16 protein-coding genes are annotated in these 18,722 nt (G+C 61.5%); 5 read left to right on the top strand and 11 right to left on the bottom strand.

The features are described 5' to 3' along the window. Positions 1 to 5 precede the first annotated feature (5 nt). Positions 6 to 971 carry a beta-hydroxyaspartate dehydratase BhcB gene (bhcB, locus tag AB1E34_RS09315; protein WP_372572062.1) on the bottom strand — a complete coding sequence of 322 codons (966 nt, stop codon included), beginning with the start codon at positions 969 to 971 and terminating at the stop codon, positions 6 to 8. After that, positions 971 to 2,161 (bottom strand): L-aspartate--glyoxylate aminotransferase BhcA, encoded by a 1,191-nt coding sequence (gene bhcA, locus AB1E34_RS09310; RefSeq protein ID WP_372572061.1) that lies wholly within the window; start codon positions 2,159 to 2,161, stop codon positions 971 to 973. The genes bhcB and bhcA overlap by 1 nt, the downstream gene beginning before the upstream one ends. A gap of 166 nt (positions 2,162 to 2,327) precedes the next feature. On the opposite strand from bhcA, the gene bhcR reads away from it, so the two are divergent. Continuing rightward, entirely contained in the window at positions 2,328 to 3,176 is an 849-nt protein-coding gene (bhcR, locus tag AB1E34_RS09305; RefSeq protein ID WP_372572060.1) for an HTH-type transcriptional regulator BhcR, read from the top strand. Here bhcR and AB1E34_RS09300 read toward each other — a convergent pair. The 6 genes from AB1E34_RS09300 to xdhA form a co-directional block, all read right to left on the bottom strand. Then, on the bottom strand, positions 3,157 to 4,026 hold the full coding sequence (locus tag AB1E34_RS09300; protein WP_372572059.1) for a bifunctional allantoicase/(S)-ureidoglycine aminohydrolase: 870 nt from the start codon (positions 4,024 to 4,026) through the stop codon (positions 3,157 to 3,159). The genes bhcR and AB1E34_RS09300 overlap by 20 nt on opposite strands. 141 nt (positions 4,027 to 4,167) lie before the next feature. Beyond that, positions 4,168 to 5,505, bottom strand: a complete 1,338-nt coding sequence (guaD, locus tag AB1E34_RS09295; RefSeq protein ID WP_372572058.1) for a guanine deaminase — start codon at positions 5,503 to 5,505, stop codon at positions 4,168 to 4,170. Positions 5,506 to 5,567: 62 nt separating this feature from the next. Further along, on the bottom strand, positions 5,568 to 7,169 hold the full coding sequence (locus AB1E34_RS09290; protein ID WP_372572057.1) for a xanthine/uracil/vitamin C permease: 1,602 nt from the start codon (positions 7,167 to 7,169) through the stop codon (positions 5,568 to 5,570). A 44-nt stretch (positions 7,170 to 7,213) separates the two neighbouring features. Further along, the gene (gene xdhC, locus AB1E34_RS09285) at positions 7,214 to 8,095 is read right to left on the bottom strand and encodes a xanthine dehydrogenase accessory protein XdhC (RefSeq protein ID WP_372572056.1); all 882 of its coding nucleotides are present in this window, start codon (positions 8,093 to 8,095) and stop codon (positions 7,214 to 7,216) included. Between the two features lie 3 nt (positions 8,096 to 8,098). Further along, positions 8,099 to 10,417: a xanthine dehydrogenase molybdopterin binding subunit gene (gene xdhB, locus AB1E34_RS09280; protein WP_372572055.1), complete on the bottom strand. Its 2,319-nt coding sequence runs from the start codon at positions 10,415 to 10,417 to the stop codon at positions 8,099 to 8,101. Between the two features lie 17 nt (positions 10,418 to 10,434). After that, the gene (xdhA, locus tag AB1E34_RS09275) at positions 10,435 to 11,898 is read right to left on the bottom strand and encodes a xanthine dehydrogenase small subunit (protein ID WP_372572054.1); all 1,464 of its coding nucleotides are present in this window, start codon (positions 11,896 to 11,898) and stop codon (positions 10,435 to 10,437) included. 171 nt (positions 11,899 to 12,069) lie between these two features. Here xdhA and AB1E34_RS09270 point away from each other — a divergent pair, with 171 nt between their 5' ends. After that, the gene (locus AB1E34_RS09270) at positions 12,070 to 12,972 is read left to right on the top strand and encodes a LysR family transcriptional regulator (RefSeq protein ID WP_372572053.1); all 903 of its coding nucleotides are present in this window, start codon (positions 12,070 to 12,072) and stop codon (positions 12,970 to 12,972) included. A 122-nt stretch (positions 12,973 to 13,094) separates the two neighbouring features. On the opposite strand, the gene AB1E34_RS09265 is transcribed toward AB1E34_RS09270, so the two are convergent. Then, entirely contained in the window at positions 13,095 to 15,056 is a 1,962-nt protein-coding gene (locus tag AB1E34_RS09265; RefSeq protein ID WP_372572052.1) for a sensor histidine kinase, read from the bottom strand. A 205-nt stretch (positions 15,057 to 15,261) separates the two neighbouring features. On the opposite strand from AB1E34_RS09265, the gene AB1E34_RS09260 reads away from it, so the two are divergent. From AB1E34_RS09260 to AB1E34_RS09250, 3 genes are read left to right on the top strand one after another with little or no spacing between them, the layout of a single operon-like run. Then, complete coding sequence (locus AB1E34_RS09260; protein ID WP_372572181.1) at positions 15,262 to 15,966, top strand: ABC transporter permease; 705 nt, start codon at positions 15,262 to 15,264, stop codon at positions 15,964 to 15,966. Then, the gene (locus AB1E34_RS09255) at positions 15,960 to 16,676 is read left to right on the top strand and encodes an ATP-binding cassette domain-containing protein (RefSeq protein WP_372572051.1); all 717 of its coding nucleotides are present in this window, start codon (positions 15,960 to 15,962) and stop codon (positions 16,674 to 16,676) included. Before AB1E34_RS09260 ends, AB1E34_RS09255 begins: the two co-directional genes overlap by 7 nt. After that, positions 16,673 to 17,476 carry an ABC transporter substrate-binding protein gene (locus AB1E34_RS09250; RefSeq protein WP_372572050.1) on the top strand — a complete coding sequence of 268 codons (804 nt, stop codon included), beginning with the start codon at positions 16,673 to 16,675 and terminating at the stop codon, positions 17,474 to 17,476. Before AB1E34_RS09255 ends, AB1E34_RS09250 begins: the two co-directional genes overlap by 4 nt. A 13-nt stretch (positions 17,477 to 17,489) precedes the next feature. Here the strand turns inward: AB1E34_RS09250 and AB1E34_RS09245 are convergent, their stop codons facing one another. Both AB1E34_RS09245 and AB1E34_RS09240 read right to left on the bottom strand, forming a co-directional pair. After that, the gene (locus AB1E34_RS09245) at positions 17,490 to 17,969 is read right to left on the bottom strand and encodes a DUF6505 family protein (protein WP_372572049.1); all 480 of its coding nucleotides are present in this window, start codon (positions 17,967 to 17,969) and stop codon (positions 17,490 to 17,492) included. Beyond that, positions 17,966 to 18,676 carry a biotin/lipoate--protein ligase family protein gene (locus AB1E34_RS09240; RefSeq protein WP_372572048.1) on the bottom strand — a complete coding sequence of 237 codons (711 nt, stop codon included), beginning with the start codon at positions 18,674 to 18,676 and terminating at the stop codon, positions 17,966 to 17,968. The genes AB1E34_RS09245 and AB1E34_RS09240 overlap by 4 nt, the downstream gene beginning before the upstream one ends. Positions 18,677 to 18,722 lie beyond the last annotated feature (46 nt).

Here is an 18,722-nt window from a genome sequence, read left to right as displayed (position 1 = left end):
TCCCTTCATTTGGTCCAGGGCAGGGCGTCCAGATCGACATTCCCGCCGGTAATGATGACACCGACGCGCTTGCCCGCGAACCGGTTCTTGTTCTTGAGGATGGTGGCCAACGGCACGGCCGAGCTTGCCTCCATCACGATCTTCATGCGCTTCCAGGTGAGCTTCATCGCGTCGATGATCTCATCTTCGCTCGCTGTCAGAATGTCGCTCACGTGGTTCGACACGAAATGCCAGGTCAGATCCTTGAGCGGCACTTTCAGACCATCGGCGATTGTGTCCGGCGCATCATCCGCGATGATGTGGCCGGCCTTGAAGCTGCGATAGGCATCATCCGCCTGCTGGGGCTCGGCGGCGATGATTTGGGTCTCCGGCGCCATATGCGACAGGGTCAAACAGGTGCCCGAGATCATGCCACCGCCGCCAATGGGGGCGACGACCATATCGACGCCACCGGTTTGTTCCATCAACTCGCGGCTGCAGGTGCCTTGGCCAGCGATCACGCGCGGATCGTTGTAGGGATGTACGAAATTGCCCCCGGTCGCGGCCTGAACCTCGGCAAACACCGCCTCGCGCGATGTGGTCGAGGGCTCACATTCGGTGATGGTGCCGCCATAGCCGATGACCGCGTCTTTCTTGGCCTGCGGCGCGGTGCGCGGCATCACCACATTGCAAGGAATGCCACGGCGACCCGCCGCGTAGCTGAGCGACAGCGCATGGTTGCCCGAGGAATGGGTGCAGACGCCGTTCCTGGCCTCGTCCTCGTCCAGCCCAAACACCGCATTCGAGGCACCGCGCACCTTGAACGCGGCCGCTTTCTGGAAGTTCTCGCATTTGAAGAACAGCTGCGCGCCGGTCAAGTCGTTCAGATAAGACGAGGTCAGAACCGGTGTGCGGTGGATGAAAGGGCTGATCCGTTCATGGGCGGCCAACATGTCATCGTAGGTTGGAATATACATCGCGCTGTCCTTCATCACGCGGCATCCTTGTGCGCGAGCGACGGGTGTCCCCGGTAATACTCCTGCGCCGCCGCGACCCCTGAGCCGAGCGTGATGTCGAGGCCAAGATCAGCCATGCACATCTCAGCCGTGGCGATACCACTCAGGGTCATCACGTCGGTCAGACTGCCCAGGTGGCCGATGCGGAACACCTTACCGGCAACTTCTCCCAACCCGACGCCGAAGGCGACGCCATAGGTTTCAGCCGCATGGGTCACGATATCGGTGGCGTTGAACCCGTCGGGCGTGCGAATGGCGCTGACCGTGTCAGAATAGACGTCGGGACTGTTGGCACAGAGGTCCATCCCCCAGGCCGCCACCGCCTTGCGCACGCCGCTGGCGATGCGGTGGTGACGCGCGAAGACGTTGTCCAGCCCTTCGCTCAACAGCATCGCGCAGGCCTCGTTGAGACCGTTCAGCAGGCCCACGGCGGGCGTGTAGGGGTAGGCGTTGTTGGCATAGCCCTTGGCCATGTCATGCACGTCAAAGAAGGTCCGGGGCAGGGTGCCGGTCTTGGTTGCCGCCATCGCCTTGTCGCTGAACCCGACAATGGCAAGCCCGGCGGGCAGCATGAAGCCCTTTTGCGAGCCGGTCACCGCGACATCGACGCCCCATTCGTCAAACCGGAAATCCATCGAGCCGATCGAGGACACGCCATCGACAAACAGCAAGGCAGGGTGGCCCGCCGCATCCAGGGAGCGGCGCACCGCGGCGATGTCCGATTTCACGCCGGTGGCCGTTTCATTGTGGGTCGCAAGCACGGCCTTGATCTGGTGCTGCGTATCGGCAGTGAGGATTTCTTCGTAGCGGTCGGCAGGCAGACCGTCGCCCCAAGGCGTTTCAACGATCCGTACGTCCAGAGAATGGCGCTGGCACATATCAATCCAGCGATGCGAGAACATGCCGTTGCGCGCGGCCAGAACCGTGTCACCTGCGCTAAGGCAATTGGTCAGCGCCGTTTCCCAGCCACCTGTCCCGGTGGAGGGAAAGATGAAAATCTCGGCCGATCCGCTTTTGAGCACCCTGCGCACCCCCTCCCGGGCCGGGTGCAGGATCTGCCCGAACAGCGGTGACCGGTGGTCTATGGTCGGCATATCGCAGGCTTTGCGCAGAGCTTCCGGGATGTTGGTCGGCCCCGGAATGAAAACAGGGTTTTGAAAGCTCATATCCATCTCCTTAGATCGTTACCTCGTTTCTAGCGCGGCCCCGAACTGGGTGATATTTTTTTGAAATCGTTTTTCATTTTCCAATGAGAAAGATTACTTCATTGTTGTCAGACCTTTACATTTTTCATAATGTGAAAATACCTTTCGCAAAAATCTGAGGCTTTATATGAAATCTCAAAACAATGACGAAACCAGTCCCCGTCGGGCACGCGGACGGCCGCGTGGCTGGGAGGACAAGACCGCGCAGAACACGATCAAGTCCCTGGATCGCGCGATGGAGGTTTTCGAGTTTCTCAGCGAGGCGCAGGGCAAGGCGCTGACGGTGATTTCCGCCGAAATGGGGCAATCTCCGGCGACGGTCTACCGGGTGCTTGTGACGCTGGAGGGCAGGGGGTTGGTCGAATTCGATCCGGTCGAACAGGTCTGGCATATCGGGCCGCAGGCTTTTGTCATCGGGGCGCGGTTTCTCAGGCGCACGAGCCTCGTGGAATGTGCCCGCCCCTTGTTGCGCAAGCTGATGGAAGAGACCGGGGAAACAGCCAATCTGGGGATCGAAAAAGAAGGCTCTGTGCTGTTTCTGAGCCAGGTCGAGACCTATGCGAATATCAGGGCTTTCTTTCCGCCCGGTACCCTCTCACCGATGCATGCCTCTGGCATCGGCAAGGCCTTGCTGGCCGAGATGGGTGAGGCGCGGTTGACCCGAGCCCTGCAGGGAAAGCCGTTTGAGGCGTTCACCGAGTTTACCATCACCGACCTCGCCGCCCTGCGCGACAATCTCGCAGAGGTACGTCGGGCCGGGTTTGCCATTGACGGTGAGGAAAAAAACCTCGGCATGCGCTGCATCGCGGCACCGGTTTTTGACGTGAATGGCGAGGCCGTTGCCGGGATTTCCGTGTCCGGCCCGACCAGCCGCGTCGCCCCGGATGACATCGAGCGCCTGAGCCGCTCTGTGGTGGAGGCGGCTCAGGCGCTCTCGCTCGCCATCGGGGGGCAGGCTACTCGGCGGCGGACCTGAGAGGCGCGTTTGTTTTGGCCATGCCCGCCAGCGGGCGCAGCGCCATGTGGCGGTTGACGTCTTTGTAGAGCAGATAGCGGAATTTGCCCGGACCGCCTGCATAACAGGCCTGCGGGCAGAAGGCGCGCAGCCACATGTAATCGCCTGCTTCGACCTCGACCCAGTCATTGTTCAGACGGTAGACGGCCTTGCCCTCCAGCACATAAAGCCCATGCTCCATCACATGGGTTTCGAGGAAGGGAATGACCGCTCCGGGTTCGAAGGTGACGATGGTGACATGCATGTCGTGGCGCAGGTCACTTGGGTCGACGAAGCGCGTGGTCGCCCACTTGCCGTCCGTGTCGGGCATGACCGTCGGCGCGATGTCCTGCTCGTTGGCGATGATCACGTCGGGGGCGGCCAGACCCGGCACCGCCTCATAGGCTTTGCGAATCCAATGGAAACGAAGCATCTCGTCCGAGGCATTGCGCAGGGTCCAGTTGGATGATGGTGGCAGATATGCATAGCCACCTTCGGTCAGATGATGTTCGGCCCCGTCCACCTTCAGGGATGCTGTTCCCTCGACGACAAACAGGACCCCCTCAGCACCCGGATCGGTTTCCGGATGATTAGAGCCGCCGCCGGGCGCGACCTCCATGATGTATTGCGAGAACGTTTCGGCAAAACCGCTCATTGGGCGGGCAATCACCCAAAGCCGGGTGTCATCCCAGAATGGAAGAAAGCTGGTCACGATGTCGCGCATCGTTCCCTTTGGAATGACGGCATAGGCATCGGTGAAGACTGCCCGATCCGTCAGGAGCTGCTCTTGACCGGGATGCCCGCCTGTCGGGGCATAGTAATTCGTTGACATCAAGGCTCCTGTCTTTTCTGCAGTTTAGGTCAAATATGTTGGGCCAGGTACCGGCTGGCCACCCGCGTCAGTGTTACAGCACCTTTCGCATTCGCTTGATAATCCCGGCGTGCTGCTTGAAAATTCGCAAGGTAGCGCGGGTCACGAATATTCCGGGACCCGGGCGCGAGGTGCGCGTACGGCGGGGGCGTTCTTGCTTGGCTTGCCGCTGACATAGACCTCTTTGATGGCCCGGTCATCGCCCATCATCTGCAGGATGAACAATTCTTCGGACAAGGTCTCGGCGCGGTCCATGCGCAGGGCCATCGCCTCCGTGCTGCGTGCGTTAAGGACAACGATATCGGCCTCGGTGCCGGGATCGAGCGTGCCGATCTTGTCCTCCATTCCAAGGACGCAGGCATTGCCACGCGTGACCCAGTGGAAGGCCTGCAGCGGGTGCAGCGACTGGCCCTGCATTTGCAATACCTTGTAGCCCTCGTTGAGGGTCTGCAGCATGGAATAGCTTGTTCCCGCGCCGACATCGGTCGCGATCCCGTTGCTGATGCCGCGTGCGCGCAGACCGGCATTGTCAAAAAGCCCGCTGCCCAGAAACAGGTTCGAGGTCGGGCAAAAGACCGGATGTGCGCCGGTCTCGGCCAGCGCGTCGATCTCGCGCGGTTCCAGGTGGATGGAGTGCCCGAGTAAGGTCTTCGCACCGAGCAGCCCGTAGGATTGATACACATCCAGATAGTCGCGGGCCTGCGGATAAAGCTCCAGCGTATAGGCGATCTCGTCGCGGTTTTCCGACAGGTGGGTTTGTACGTGGCAGTCGCTGTGTTCCTGCACCAGAGCCTGCGCCATCTCCATCTGTTCGGGCGTCGAGGTGATCGCAAAGCGTGGCGTGATAACGTAGCTCGACCGTCCTTTGCTATGCCATGTGGCGATCAACTCCTTGCTGTCATCATAGCCCGTTTGCGGGGTGTCCAGAAGGCCGGCGGGCGCGTTGCGGTCCATCATCACCTTGCCGCCCAGCATTCGCAATTGCCGCCTTGTGGCCTCGTGAAAAAAGGCGCTGACCGAGGCTTTGTGGACGGAACAAAAGGCCACAGCCGTCGTGGTGCCATGGGCGATCAATTGGTCGAAGAATTTCTCGGCCATAAGCGCGCTATGATCGGGATCAGCGAAGCGTGTTTCTTCGGGAAAGGTGTAGTTGTTAAGCCAATCCAGCAGCTGCGATCCCCAGGATGCGATTACCTGCACCTGCGGAAAATGGAGGTGGGTGTCGATGAAGCCCGCCATCAGCAGGTGCGGCTGGTGGTCGATGATCTGCGCATCTGGAGCGATGGCCGTCACGTCGCCGAAGCTACCGGTTTTGCGGATCACACCGTCACGGACCAGCACGGCCCCGTCCTCGATATAGCTGTAGGCGTCGCTGTCTTCGCCATTTTGTGGCTCGGCGTGAAATGTCAGTACGCGTCCACGCAGCAATGTCTGGGTCATGATTGGTCTCTTTGCATCACGGGGAAGGTTCGGGGCGGCTGCTGCGCCGCCCCGATCTGCGCTTAGGCCTGTTGCGCAGGCGTGTCGTCGTCGATCATGTCAGGCTCATCAGGGACGATGACCCGATGTTCCAGATCTTCCTTCGGCACGAGCATCGGGTAGAGATACAGGAACGCGCCGATGATCAGATAGCCGATGGTGATCCCGTCCAGTTGCGGGGCCTGCAGCGTGAAAGAATGGATCACCCCGATAGAGGACATCACTGCCGCCGCGATGGCAAAGCTACCCGCCATGCGGAACCGTCCGTCGATCACGTCCGCCACGATCGCGCCCCAGATCAGGCCGGTCAGAATGGCGCCCTGGCTCAGCGCCAGATGGCCCTCGTAATGCGCGCCTTCCATCAGCAACGCTGCGGTCAGTCCTTCATCGCCAAGCGCGGGCAGACCTTCGACGCCGGAACTGCGCAGGGCATTCATCAACGACCCCCATTTGACCATCAGGAACGCTGAGATATGCGGTAGGATGGCAAAGGACACGGCTGCCATATGCAGTGGCTTTACCGCCCAGGCGGTGTTGGTGATCAGGCTGACCGAGACAAAGACCAGCACCGGCGCGGCGGCAGCAATCGGAATGAGACCCGCCAGGAAGGACAGGAACCCAAGGAAGGCCGCTGCGGCGATCACGAGAGCAACCCCGACGATATAGCCCGCATGTGCATCCAGACGCTTATAGGCCGGGTGCCCGATATAGACCGTGGTGGGGAAGGGCGAGCCGAACAGAGCGCCGATCATGGTGCCCGCACCATCGGTGACCTGGCACAGACCAACCGGATAGTGATCGCCCGCCGCTTCGGCGGATTCCACGTTGTTCATGGTCTCGATGAAGTTGTAGATCTGCACCGGGATCAGGACGAGGAACAGCTCGGGATTGGTAAAGAGATACTGCACCCCGACAATCAGATCGCCAAAATAGGGAATTGGGGGATAGAACCCGATGCCGCTGACGTCGAGTTTGGCCTCTCCCAACACGAGCGCGATGATCGTACCTGCGCCGATTGCGACCAGACCGGCAGGGATGTTGCCCGGCAGACGGAACCGTCCGATCAGCCCCCACAGGATGAAGAGCAATGACGTGAAGCCGATGATCGGATGCTCGAAGATCTCCGCAAGCGGCACCGACCCGATGAAGACCAGCGCGATACCGCAGAGCGTACCCAGCATCCCCGCCCGCGGCGTGATACGCTTGAGGAACGGGCCGACGACGGCCCCGAGAGCCGCCACAATGCCGCCCATGAAGCCTGCACCGATGCCGACTTGCCAGGCCAGCAGCGGGTCTTGTGTGGCCCAGTAGATCGGCCCGATCACCCCGAAGAGATAGACGAACATTACCGGCGTCGAGATGCCATAGGGCAGGGCGGTTACATCCTTGCCCTGCGCTTTTGCGGCCCATTTGGCCATGTAGGTATAAACGGCGACACCGGCCAGAATTGCGATGGCGGCACCGGGAACGATGCGGCCGAATACGATCTCGGCGGGCATCTGAAATACGAACTGACAGACCCCGGACAGGATCAGCAGATTGACAAGGTTATCGGTGAACAGCGCCCAGAAGGCGCTGAAATCGCTGCGTGTGAACAGCTTGTAGTCGTAGGTCCTCCCGTCCATGACGGTCTCCTCCTCTGATGGAACCAGCCCTCGTTCCGGCGAATTCAGCCCGAAATCCCTTGCTGGCCTTGGTGATGTCCCGATGCACATGCGTCGAGTGCCCCGTAAGGGGCGGTTGCGGCAGTTTCAGAGGTCAATTCAGCCATCACTTCGGCCACCACGAAGGAGGCAATGACGCTGGGCCGCTTGTCGCGGCTGCCGCTCGCCCCGATGGGGCAGTTCAGATGCTCGATTGTCTGGCCGTCGCAATGCTTGTGCGCCCAGTTGCGGAACTTGGTCCGTTTGGTGGCCGATCCGATCATGCCCACGTAGCGCGCGTCGCCACGCTCCAGCGCCGCCGAGGCCAGCAGGAAATCGAGACCGTGATCATGGGTCAGGACGATGAAAGCGCTGTCCTTTGGGGCGGTCATGATGTCGACCTCGGGGATGGCGCTGACGCGGCATTCTACATCGGCCTGGCACAGCTCGATTTCCTGTGCGCGCGTGTCGATGACAATGCAGCGCACCGGCAGATGCTGGAACAGGTCCGCCAGCGCCCGCCCGACATGGCCGCCGCCCATGACATAGATGTGAGGCAGGGCCGCGTCGGAGCTTTGCGCACGCGACTTAGCGGCGCGCTTGTCCGACGGGCGCATGCGCGACAGCGAGAGTTCCACCCGCCCGCCGCAGCATTGCCCGATCTCTGGACCCAACGGCACGTCCATGTCTTTGTTCAGGATGCCCGCATGCAGCATGTCGCGGGCCTGTTCGATGGCGAGATGCTCCAGCTGCCCGCCCCCAATGGTGCCCCACAGCCCCTGCGCCGCAACAAACATCTCGGTGCCTTCGTTGCGCGGCGACGAGCCCCGCACCCGCGTCAGCGAGATGCGGATCACCGGGCCTTGGACCTGCAGAAAGGCCGACAAGGATTTCGAAGAGCGGGCCATATCCTATCCCCCGTCTCTGAGCCGGTTGACAGCCATCAACACGCGTTCAGGCGTGGCGGGCGCGTCCAGGCGCGGGCAGGTTTTGTAGTCGGCGAGCGAAGCAACTGCCATCGACAGCGCCTCGAACACCGAGATGCCCAGCATGAAGGGGGGCTCGCCCACGGCTTTGGAGCGCTTGATCGTCAACTCGCGGTTTTCCGACCAATCGGCGAGATTCACGTTGAAGACCCGCGGCCGGTCCGACGCCAAGGGGATCTTGTAGGTCGAGGGCGCGTGGGTCCGCAGGCGGCCTGCGTCGTCCCACCACAGTTCCTCGGTGGTGAGCCAGCCCATCCCCTGAACAAACGCCCCTTCGACCTGACCCTTGTCCAGGGCCGGGTTCAGTGAGCGCCCGACATCGTGCAAGAGGTCGGTACGTTCAACCCGGTATTCGCCGGTCAGCGTGTCGATGGTCACTTCGGAACAGGCCGCGCCATAGGAATAATAGTAGAACGGACGTCCTTGTCCCTTGTCCCGGTCCCAGTGGATTTTCGGGGTCTTGTAGAAGCCCGCAGCAGAGAGCTGTATCCGCGCCAGATAGGCCTGTTTGATGAAGGTATCGAAGGGGATGGTCTCCGCGCCCACATGAACCTCATTGGCGCGGAACAGCACTTCTTCGGGGGCGACCTCCCATTTTTTGACTGCAAAATCGACCAGACGCGCCTGAATCTGTTTGACCGCATCCAGTGCGGCCATCCCATTCAGGTCGGTCCCGCTGGAAGCCGCCGTGGCGGAGGTGTTTGGCACCTTCTCGGTTGTGGTTTTGGTGATCTTGATCCGATCGATATCCACCTGGAATGCTTCTGCGACAATCTGGGCGACCTTGGTATTCAAGCCTTGCCCCATCTCGGTGCCGCCGTGATTGAGGTGGATCGAGCCGTCATTATAGACATGCACCAGCGCACCGGCCTGATTGTACCAAGTGGCGGTGAAGGAGATGCCGAATTTCACCGGCGTCAGCGCGATGCCCTTTTTCAGAACCGGTGAGTTGGCGTTGAAGGCGATGATATCCTGCCGCCGCTTGCGATAGTCCGCACTGTCTTCCAGCTCAGACACCAATCGGTCCAAAATGTTGTCCTCAACCGTCTGGTGATACGGCGTCAGATCGCGACCCTCGCCGCCATAGAAATTGGCCTTGCGCACATCCAGCGGGTCCTGACCGGTGGCATAGGCGATCTCTTCGATGATGCGTTCCGCCGCGATCACGCCCTGCGGACCACCAAAGCCACGGAAAGCCGTGTTCGACACCGTGTTGGTCTTCATCGGATGGCTGGTCAGGCGCACATTGGGGTAGAAATAGGCGTTGTCGGCATGAAACAGCGCGCGGTCGGTCACCGGTCCGGACAGATCGGCCGAAAACCCGCAACGGGCGGCAAAGCTGCCATCCACCGCCTCGATCCGTCCGGCATCGTCAAAGGCCACGTCATAGTCGATCACAAAATCATGCCGCTTGCCGGTTGCGGTCATGTCCTGATCGCGGTCGGGGCGGATTTTGACCGCACGGTTCCACTTCTTGGCGGCAATCGCGGCGACGGCGCAGAACAGGTTCATCTGGCTTTCCTTGCCGCCGAACCCCCCGCCCATGCGCCGCACATTCACCACCACGGCATTTGAGGGTACGCCCAGAACATGCGCCACCATATGCTGCGCCTCGGAGGGGTGCTGGGTCGAGCATTGCACAACAACCTCATCGTCTTCGCCCGGGATGGCAAAGGCGATATGGCCTTCGAGATACATGTGATCCTGGCCGCCCACATTCATCCGGCCTTTGATGCGGTGCGGCGCGGTCTTGAAGGCGGGCGCAATGTCACCGCGTTCAAGCTTGAGCGGTTTGGTCACATAAGGACACCCGGCATCCTGCGCGGCAATCGGGTCGAGCGCATGGGGCAGCACGTCACAGTCAACCTTTGCCAGCTCCGCCGCGCGCCGGGCTGCATCGCGGGTCTCGGCGATGACCGCAAACAGCGGCTGGCCGTGAAACTGGATATTGTCGGTGGGAAAGACCGGCTCGTCGTTCAGCCCAGTGGGGCTGATATCGTTCACGCCTGGGACGTCCTCTGCCGTCAATACGCCGACCACACCGGGTGCGGCCCGAACTGCGGCCAGGTCGATGCCCTTCAGCGTGGCATGGGCCACATCCGAAACGCCCAAATACGCATGCAGCGCGCCTGCGGGCAGCGCGATATCATCGGTGTAATCCGCACGGCCTGTGACGTGCTTGATGGCGCTGTCGTGAATGCGATCACTATGGGCGGTACCCTGGACGGAAACGTTGTCTTTCATCTGATCGTCTCCTTCTTTCAGGCCGAGGCCAGTTGAATGGGGGTTGTGGTTGCGGCGTCATGTTCAAGGAAGAACCGGCGCAGCAGGTTCTGGGCAGACAGCATCCGGTAGTCGGACGAGGCCCGCCAATCGCTGAGCGGTGTGAAATCCTGTGAAAGCGTAGCGGCGGCCCTATCAAATGCGGCTTCTGACCAGATCTGGCCGATTAGGGCCCGCTCGGTTGCAGCGGCGCGTTTTGGGGTGGCGGCCATGCCGCCAAAGGCGATGCGGCAGGTGGTGATAATGCCATCGGTGACGCTCACGTTGATCCCCACCGCGACGGAGGAGATGTCCTCGTCTCGCCGTTTTGAGATCTTGTAGGCCGCGTTGTGCTGGTTCGGCTCGGGAAGCGGAATGCGGATGGTTTGGACGAATTCTCCGGATTGCCGGTCCTGTTTGCCGTAACCGACAAAGAACGCCTCCAGCGGCAGAGTCCGGCGCTCGGACCCCCGCCGCAGGGTGATCTCAGCTCCCAGTGCGATCAGGACTGGCGGGGTGTCCCCAATTGGCGAACCGTTTGCGATATTGCCGCCCACGGTGCCCATATTGCGCACCTGCCATCCGGCAATGCGGTCCCAATAGGTTGAAAGATGCGGCAGATGCCGGGACAGCGCGTCCTGACAGTCGGTATAGCTTGCCCCGGCACCGATCAACAGGTCGTTGCCTTGGCGTTCGACGTTCTTCAGGTCGTTCAAGTGACCGATGAAGATCGCCGGGCCGATATTGCGCAGGAATTTGGTTACCCAGAGGCCGACATCCGTGGCCCCCGCGACAATCGTCGCCTCGGGATAGTTGAGAAGGCAATCGGCGAAGTCATCCACGTCCGAGGGCAGAATGCTGAGGTTGTTCTCAGGGCCCGACACAACTCGCTTACCGTCCTGCAGCGCTTGCAGGCGGGCTGTGATGGCGTCACGCTCCTTATTCAGATGATCAGCGGCTGGCGATCCATAGCGGTTGACGGCGACAGCGGCGCGGATGATCGGCTCATACCCGGTGCAGCGGCACAGATTGCCCTGCAGCGCGGTTTCAACCTGCGCCTCGGAGGGTTCGGCGGTCTCCATCCAGAGCGCATAAAGCGACATGACAAAGCCCGGCGTGCAAAATCCGCACTGGCTGCCATGGTGATCGATCATGGCTTGCTGAACCGGGTGCAACCGCCCGTCAGGCCCTGACAGATATTCGACTGTCACCACATGGCAGCCATCGATAGAGGCCAGAAACCGGATGCAGGCATTGACGGGGGCGTAGGTCAGGCCAGCGTCGCTCAGCCGTCCAACGAGAACGGTGCAGGCACCACAATCGCCCTCGGCACAGCCCTCCTTGGTGCCGGTCAGGCGGCGCTCCAGCCGCAGATAGTCGAGCAGCGTCTGGCTTGCGCCGACATCGCTGACCGAAACATCCCGACCGTTCAGTACAAATCGTATCTCACTGCGATGCGCCATCTTCGTCGTTTCCCGCTGCCTGGTTGCAAAACGTCACGTCCAAGGCACTCTAGAACGACCCATTACGGTAAAAAACCGCTGCAAACGGCAAATACTTTCAACACTTTGTTGAAAGTCAGCGCGGAACAGGGCAACCTGCCTGCGCTGAGTTTGCACAAGGCGTGATCAAGAATGTCCTATGTAGAAAGCCTGCGTGTCTTTGTCAGAGTGGTTGAGCTTGGCAGCATCACCTCTGGCGGGCGTGACCTCAGGCTTACGCCCGCAGTGGCCAGCAAACGTATCAAGGAGTTGGAAAAACGCCTTGGCGTGCGGCTGTTTAACCGAACCACGCGGTCGATCACGCCCACCGAGGTTGGTACGGTTTTCTATGACGAGGCAAAGAGCGTGCTGCTGGCGTTGGAGACGGCAGAGGCGAAAGTTGCCAATTTCTCGGACAGGCCCAGAGGCGCCATCCGCGTCACGGCCCCGTTGGGCGTGGGCCGCAGGATAGTTGCGCCGCTTGTACCGGATTTTGTTGATGCCTACCCGGAAACCGAGGTGAGAATGCGGCTGTCCGACCGCAAGGTCGACATGCTGGCGGATGGTCTGGATGTGGCGTTTTTTGTCGGGCAGCCGCAGGATTCGAACATGAAGCTGCGCAAGATCGCCGATTGCGAGCGGGTTCTCTGCGCGTCCCCAACCTATCTTGCGGACTTCGGCACGCCTGAGACGCCAGAGGATCTACTGCACCTCAATCACAACTGCCTGCTGCTGCGATACCCGCGCTCGCCGGAATATTTCTGGACGCTGATCGCGCCGACCGGCCCGGTCAAGCTTGAGGTGCGTGGCAGGTTTGACGCCGATGATGGCGATGTCCTGACCGATTGGGCCGTTGCCGGTCGCGGCATCGTCAACAAGCCACGGTTCGATGTCGCCGAGCATCTGTCGAGCGGGCGACTGGTCGAGGTCCTGCCGGACACCCCGCCACAACCAACGATTTTCGGATGCATCTATCCGCACAAGAAGCTGCAAGACCCGAAGGTGCGCCTTTTTGTCGATCACATTTTTGCCAGAAGCCAGATGATGCTGTCATAGCCGTTCTGTCTCTCAAGTGACATGAGGGCTCAGCACGTGCCGTGGTCATGACGGGCTTGCCTCACAGGGCCCCCGTCGGTTTCAGGGAGCGGTTTGCAGCGTCAAGCCAGGGGATCGACCACCTAAACCGCTTGTCGTAGCGGGGTTGGTTTTATGGACGCGGCTGGTAGCCAGACGTCGAACCGGGCACCGCCGCCCGGTTGGTTTTGGGCCGTGATCAACCCTCCGGCCCGCTGAATCAGGGTTTGTGAAATCGACAGGCCCAGACCGGTGCCCTCGGCCTGTTTGGTGGTGTAGAAGGGGGCAAAGACGTCATCGACATCTTCTGGCGCGATGCCCGGCCCGGTATCCGACACCGTGATGCGCACCCCGGCAACCCCGTCCCGTTGGGCATCCGCCGATGTCAGGGTCAACACGCCGCGCTCTTCCATAGCCTGAACCGCGTTCATGATCAGATTGATCAGCACCTGTTGCAATTCACCGGGATCGATGCGGACCGCGACCTCGGCGTCCAGATGGGTCTCGACCCGGATATCGCCGTGCGAAATGACGTGATTGACCAGCACCAGGCAGTCGGTGATCACCGGGCTGACCGGCACCGTCTGTTCAAGATCGGCAAACTCACCGGGTCGGGCGAATTGCAGCAGCTTACCCACGATGGTCTGAATCCGCGCGATTTGCCGGTCGACCAGGCCAAGCTCGGTCCGGATCGTTTCGCTGCTATCTCCCAGGCTCTCGCGGATGACGTCCATGTTGCCCTGAATGACCGCGACAGGGTTGTTGATCTCATGGGCGACACCGGCGGTGATTTCTCCGATCGAGGCCAGCTTTTCGCTCATCACCAACTGGCGAAACGTCTCTTCGAGCTTTTCATTGGCGCGTTGCAGCTCTGCCGTGCGCTTGTCGACGCGCTCGTTCAACTGCTCGTTCCAGGATCTCAATCGCTGGTCGCGTTCCTGAATCTGGTCCAGCAGATCGTCAAGGTGACCGGCCACTTCTTCGATCTCGCCGCTGGCGCCGACCTGTCCGTTACGCGCCGACAGGTTGCCGCGCTGCACCTGAACCATGGTGCGGATCATGCGTTCGAGCGGGGCGAAGATGCCCTTGGCAAGCCGCAGGAATACCGGTGCCGACAACAGCAGCACCGCCACGAACGCCGCGAGAATGGCAAGGAAGGCGTTGCGCTTTGCGGTGGTGAAGGGCTGTTCCAGAACGCCGACATAAAGCATGCCGACATAGTCCCCAAAACTGTCTCTCAGAGGCAGATAGCCCGAGATATACCAGTCATTGACCACAAATGCGCGGTCGAGCCATGTCTGCCCCTCGCCCAGCACCTGCCCGCGGACCGCTGCCGACACACGGGTGCCAAGGGCGCGCACATCCTCGAAAAGGCGCACATTGGTCGACACGCGGACATCTTCCAGAAACAGGGTGGCCGTGCCTTGTCGCGACCCGCCCGCCACCGCGTCCTGATAGACCAGCGCGTTGATCGTATCGATAAAGCCGAGGTTGCGGTTCAGCAGGATGCCCCCCACCAGCACGCCATCGCGCCCGGGCAGGCGGACTGGGGTGGCGGAGTGAATGACCATGCCGCGATCTTCGACTTCGCGGTCGGTGGGCACGGCGGCCTCTGTCTCGATCAGTGGCAGGCGGGCGCGACTGGCAAGGTCGGGAGCAATCGCACTGAGTGCCGCACCAGTGAAGATGTCGATCTCGGTCCGCCCCTGACCCTGTGCTGCGCTTTCGATGACGGGCCAAGTGCCGGTGGCCTTGCCGCGCGGTAGGTAATAGAGAAAGTCCAATTCAAGCTGCGCGCGCTTCTTTTCAAAGAACGCCTCAAAGCCCGGCCGGGGGGTTCGTGCAAATTCCACCGAACCGGCAACGGCCTGCAGTTCATCACCGGTCTCAACCATCAGCCGTGACAGATATTGCTCGGCAATTCTCAGATCGCTTTCGACATTGGCAATCAGCACCTCGTCATAATCCGCCGTCCACCGCGTCATGCCCAGAAACAGCAGAAGCGGCATCAGCAGCACCATGGGCGCGAGGGCCAGGATCAGCAGACGGAAACGGACAGAGGTCATGCGCTCACGCTATCAAAGCGGATTGTTTTGCGCAAAAGCTGTAAAGGGTCCGGAAATCGCCAAGGACAATTTGACCCGGGAAATGGCCTGCTGAAGCGGCATCCGAGACAGGCTGGCATAGCCCAGCCCCGTTGCGACAACAGGGCTGGCATCCCCTCCGAAAAACCGTACAACCTGAGTACAACGAGAACGCGGAGGATTGACCATAGTCGATCTGTGGGAGGGGCTGCGCCACGCCTTTTGGCTGGTCGTCACACTTAATCCAGAACTGACAGAGATCGCGCTGCGGTCACTGCGCGTCACCCTGACCGCGTTGGTGATTGCCAGCGCGATCGCCCTACCTCTGGCCGCGCTATTGGCGGTGCGCCGTTTTCGGATGCGTCGTGCCACGATTGCGGTGCTGAACGCGCTTATGGGCCTGCCGCCGGTGGTTGTTGGATTGATCGTCTATATTTTTCTGTCCCGTTCGGGTCCGTTTGGGGCGCTGGGGCTGCTGTTCACGCCCACCGCCATGATCGTGGCGCAGGTGATCATCATCGTGCCGTTGATCGCCTCGATCGCGCATCAGTCGCTACGCGAGCTTTGGGCGGAATATCACGACCTGCTGATCTCGATGAATGTGACGCAGGTGCAGAAGATGCGGACGCTGATCTGGGATGCAAGGCGCGCGCTGCTGACGGCGGCGCTGGCTGGCTTCGGGCGCGGGATCGGAGAGGTTGGCGCGATCATGATCGTGGGCGGCAATATCGACCATGCCACACGCGTCCTGACCACGGCCATCGCGCTTGAGACCGGCAAGGGGCAGTTCGCGCTGGCGCTGGCGCTGGGGTTCATCCTGATCGCGCTGGCGCTTGGGGTGAACCTGTTGATCCACTGGATTGGCCAGACGGAAAGGGACAGCCGATGGTAGTCGAGCTATTCCCGCTGGTCCTTGAGGCGGCCGAGACCTCGCGCCGGGGCAAACGGCTGGTTGGGCCTGCGGATCTGACGCTCGACGGGCAGGGCCTGTGCGTGGTGATGGGGCCAAACGGTGCGGGCAAGACGACGCTATTGCGGCTGATGCATGGCACCGCGCGCTTGACCGGTGGCACGGTGCGATGGGCCTGTGACACGGATGAGGCGCGCCATCATCAGGCCTTTGTGTTCCAACGCCCTATCGTCCTGCGCCGCACGGTGGAAGACAACCTGATCTACCCGTTGCGCCTGCGCGGTGTGGCGCGTGGTGTGGCGCGCGAGGCCGCAAGGAAATGGGCCAAACGCGTCGGATTGGAGCCACATCTGATGCGCCGCGCTATGGTTCTGTCGGGCGGCGAGCAACAAAAGCTCGCCCTTGCGCGCGCGTTGATCACTGACCCCGCGCTGGTCTTTCTTGATGAGCCTACCGCGTCACTCGATGGCCGCGCGACGCGCGAGATCGAGGCGATCCTGCTACAGGCCATAGCCGAGGGAACCCGCCTGATCCTGTCCACCCATGACATGGGACAGGCGCGCCGGATCGCGGATCAGGTTGTGTTCATTCTGGGTGGCAAAGTACATGAAACCGGACCGGCCGAGGCGTTTTTTAACGGGCCACAAACGCCCGAGGCACGGGCTTTTTTGAAAGGAGATATCGTGGAATGACAAAGGGGTTCATTTCCGGGGTTCTGGCGGTTCTCATCGCACATACGGCCCATGCGGCGGATCAGCTGCGCATGGCGGTCACAACCTCGTTTCACAATTCCGGGTTGGCCGATGTGCTGCTGCCCGAGATTGCCAGCGATCTGGACCTTGAGGTGCAGATGCTGGTGGTCGGCACGGGGCAGGCGCTGCGGCTGGGCCGGGCGGGCGATGTGGATGCAATCCTAGTGCATTCCCGCGTCGCCGAAGAGGCGTTTGTGGCCGAGGGCTATGGCACGCATCGGCGCGAGATCATGTATAACGACTTCGTCTTTGTTGGCCCGTCGGGCGATCCTGCGGGTATTGTGGAAGCCGAGAGCGCTGCGGATGCCCTGCGCGATATTGCGGCGTCCGAGGCTGCTTTTGTCAGCCGCGGCGACGATAGCGGGACCCACAAGAAAGAGCTTGCCCTGTGGCAGGATGCGGGGCTGGAGGCCGAGGGTCTCGGCCCCTGGTATCGCGCGGTGGGCGCAGGGATGGGGGCCGCTCTGAACACGGCTTCCGGCCTTGACGCTTATATCCTGTCCGACCGGGCAAGCTGGCTGAACTTTGGCAACAAGGGCGATCTGGCGCTGCTCTTTGCGGGCGATCCGGTGCTGTTCAACCAATATGCCTACCTGCCCGTGGATCCCGCCCGGCACCCGCATGTCAAAGCCAATCTGACGGCCAAGCTGGAAGACTGGCTGAGCTCCGCGCGTGCGCAAGTCCTGATCGATGGCTACACGATCGACGGCGAAACGCTGTTTGTGTTCAACGCGCAATAGAGGTTGGCAGCGCCTATTCGTCGATATCGCCGTGGATCGCGAACTGATCCAGCCCGGCATCCTGCGGCTGGATCGTGCGATAGGCCTCGCGCACGCCTGCCCGGGCCAACTCGCGCGCCACGGTCAGCAGCGTGTTGGGGTCGTGATCCTCGCACAGCTCGACCATTAGCGACAGTTCTTCGGCGGCGACGGGGCGGGCATCCTCGACGGATGGTGCGCCATAATAGGTCACGAAATGCTGCGCCAAAAGATCGATGAGCAGCTCTAACTCGGCCGGTTCCAGCGCGGTGACGGCGACAAAGGTCACCCGGCCCCCGGTTTCCAGCCCAAGCCAGCCATTGGCAAAAGCCTGCCGCGCCTTGCCGGTCAGGTCCGCTTCGGACCAGTTCGAAAACTCGAACCCGCCCGAGATGCACCACTCACCGGTTCGGGCTGGTGAGGCAAAGACATTCATGTCGCTTTCGTCGAAATGGATCGCACGGGCAAGCTTCATGCGGGGTCCTCCAACACTGTGGTGAGCGGGATCAGATGGGTTGTGTCCGCGTCGCGCAACAGCATGCCAAACAGCTCATCCACGCCCAGAAAGGTCCCGGTCAGAGATTGGTTTTGCACGTCTTCGCCGATGCCATGGGCCAGACCGCGCCATTCGGAATGCACCGGCGCGGTGCCTTCGCCCTCCCACCGGTTGAGCCAATTCAGCGTGTGCCGTGCCCAGGCCTCCAGCAGGGCCGGGGGGGCGACATCGGCGCAGCCTTCGGCAAAGAGCGCGGTGTCATCGGGCGTTTGACCGGTCTCTTCGCTCGCCGGGATCAGGGGCAGGCTGAAGCCGATGACCAGCCAATCCGGGACCGCGTCGGGATCGGTGCCCGATGCCATCGCCCGAAACCCGCCGCAACGCGCGCCGTTCACGCGGATGCCGCCCCACCAGTCCAGATGCACGGCCACTTCGGGCGGTGCCAGCGCGCCGAGCGCGTTCTGAAAGCCCACACCGCAGAGCGGCAGCATGGTCATCGCCCGGCTGAGTGGCACTTCGGGGGCGAAAACCAGCGCGGCCTCCATCTCTGCCGCACCCAGATGATAAGCGATAAGACCGGCGTCACAGCCAAGTGTTGCGCGCATGATCGCGTGGTCGAAGGCGCTGTCCGGCGCTTCTTCGCCCGACATCAGCGGAGGGAAAGTGAGCTCTGCCACGTCGCTCATCGGTGTCCTTGTCCTCGCTATCGTTGACGGAATGCGATGGGGGCGC

Origin of the sequence: Ruegeria jejuensis, from assembly GCF_041537905.1 — a bacterium.
Lineage (GTDB): Bacteria > Pseudomonadota > Alphaproteobacteria > Rhodobacterales > Rhodobacteraceae > Ruegeria_C.
Note: the sequence above shows the minus strand (reverse complement) of the source record. Positions and strands in the feature narration are given on the sequence as shown.

Coding starts and splice junctions, on each gene's coding strand:
- bhcB (WP_372572062.1), bottom strand. CDS start 971: ATGAAGGACAGCGCGATGTATATTCCAACCTACGATGACATGTTGGCC.
- bhcA (WP_372572061.1), bottom strand. CDS start 2,161: ATGAGCTTTCAAAACCCTGTTTTCATTCCGGGGCCGACCAACATCCCG.
- bhcR (WP_372572060.1), top strand. CDS start 2,328: ATGAAATCTCAAAACAATGACGAAACCAGTCCCCGTCGGGCACGCGGA.
- AB1E34_RS09300 (WP_372572059.1), bottom strand. CDS start 4,026: ATGTCAACGAATTACTATGCCCCGACAGGCGGGCATCCCGGTCAAGAG.
- guaD (WP_372572058.1), bottom strand. CDS start 5,505: ATGACCCAGACATTGCTGCGTGGACGCGTACTGACATTTCACGCCGAG.
- AB1E34_RS09290 (WP_372572057.1), bottom strand. CDS start 7,169: ATGGACGGGAGGACCTACGACTACAAGCTGTTCACACGCAGCGATTTC.
- xdhC (WP_372572056.1), bottom strand. CDS start 8,095: ATGGCCCGCTCTTCGAAATCCTTGTCGGCCTTTCTGCAGGTCCAAGGC.
- xdhB (WP_372572055.1), bottom strand. CDS start 10,417: ATGAAAGACAACGTTTCCGTCCAGGGTACCGCCCATAGTGATCGCATT.
- xdhA (WP_372572054.1), bottom strand. CDS start 11,898: ATGGCGCATCGCAGTGAGATACGATTTGTACTGAACGGTCGGGATGTT.
- AB1E34_RS09270 (WP_372572053.1), top strand. CDS start 12,070: ATGTCCTATGTAGAAAGCCTGCGTGTCTTTGTCAGAGTGGTTGAGCTT.
- AB1E34_RS09265 (WP_372572052.1), bottom strand. CDS start 15,056: ATGACCTCTGTCCGTTTCCGTCTGCTGATCCTGGCCCTCGCGCCCATG.
- AB1E34_RS09255 (WP_372572051.1), top strand. CDS start 15,960: ATGGTAGTCGAGCTATTCCCGCTGGTCCTTGAGGCGGCCGAGACCTCG.
- AB1E34_RS09250 (WP_372572050.1), top strand. CDS start 16,673: ATGACAAAGGGGTTCATTTCCGGGGTTCTGGCGGTTCTCATCGCACAT.
- AB1E34_RS09245 (WP_372572049.1), bottom strand. CDS start 17,969: ATGAAGCTTGCCCGTGCGATCCATTTCGACGAAAGCGACATGAATGTC.
- AB1E34_RS09240 (WP_372572048.1), bottom strand. CDS start 18,676: ATGAGCGACGTGGCAGAGCTCACTTTCCCTCCGCTGATGTCGGGCGAA.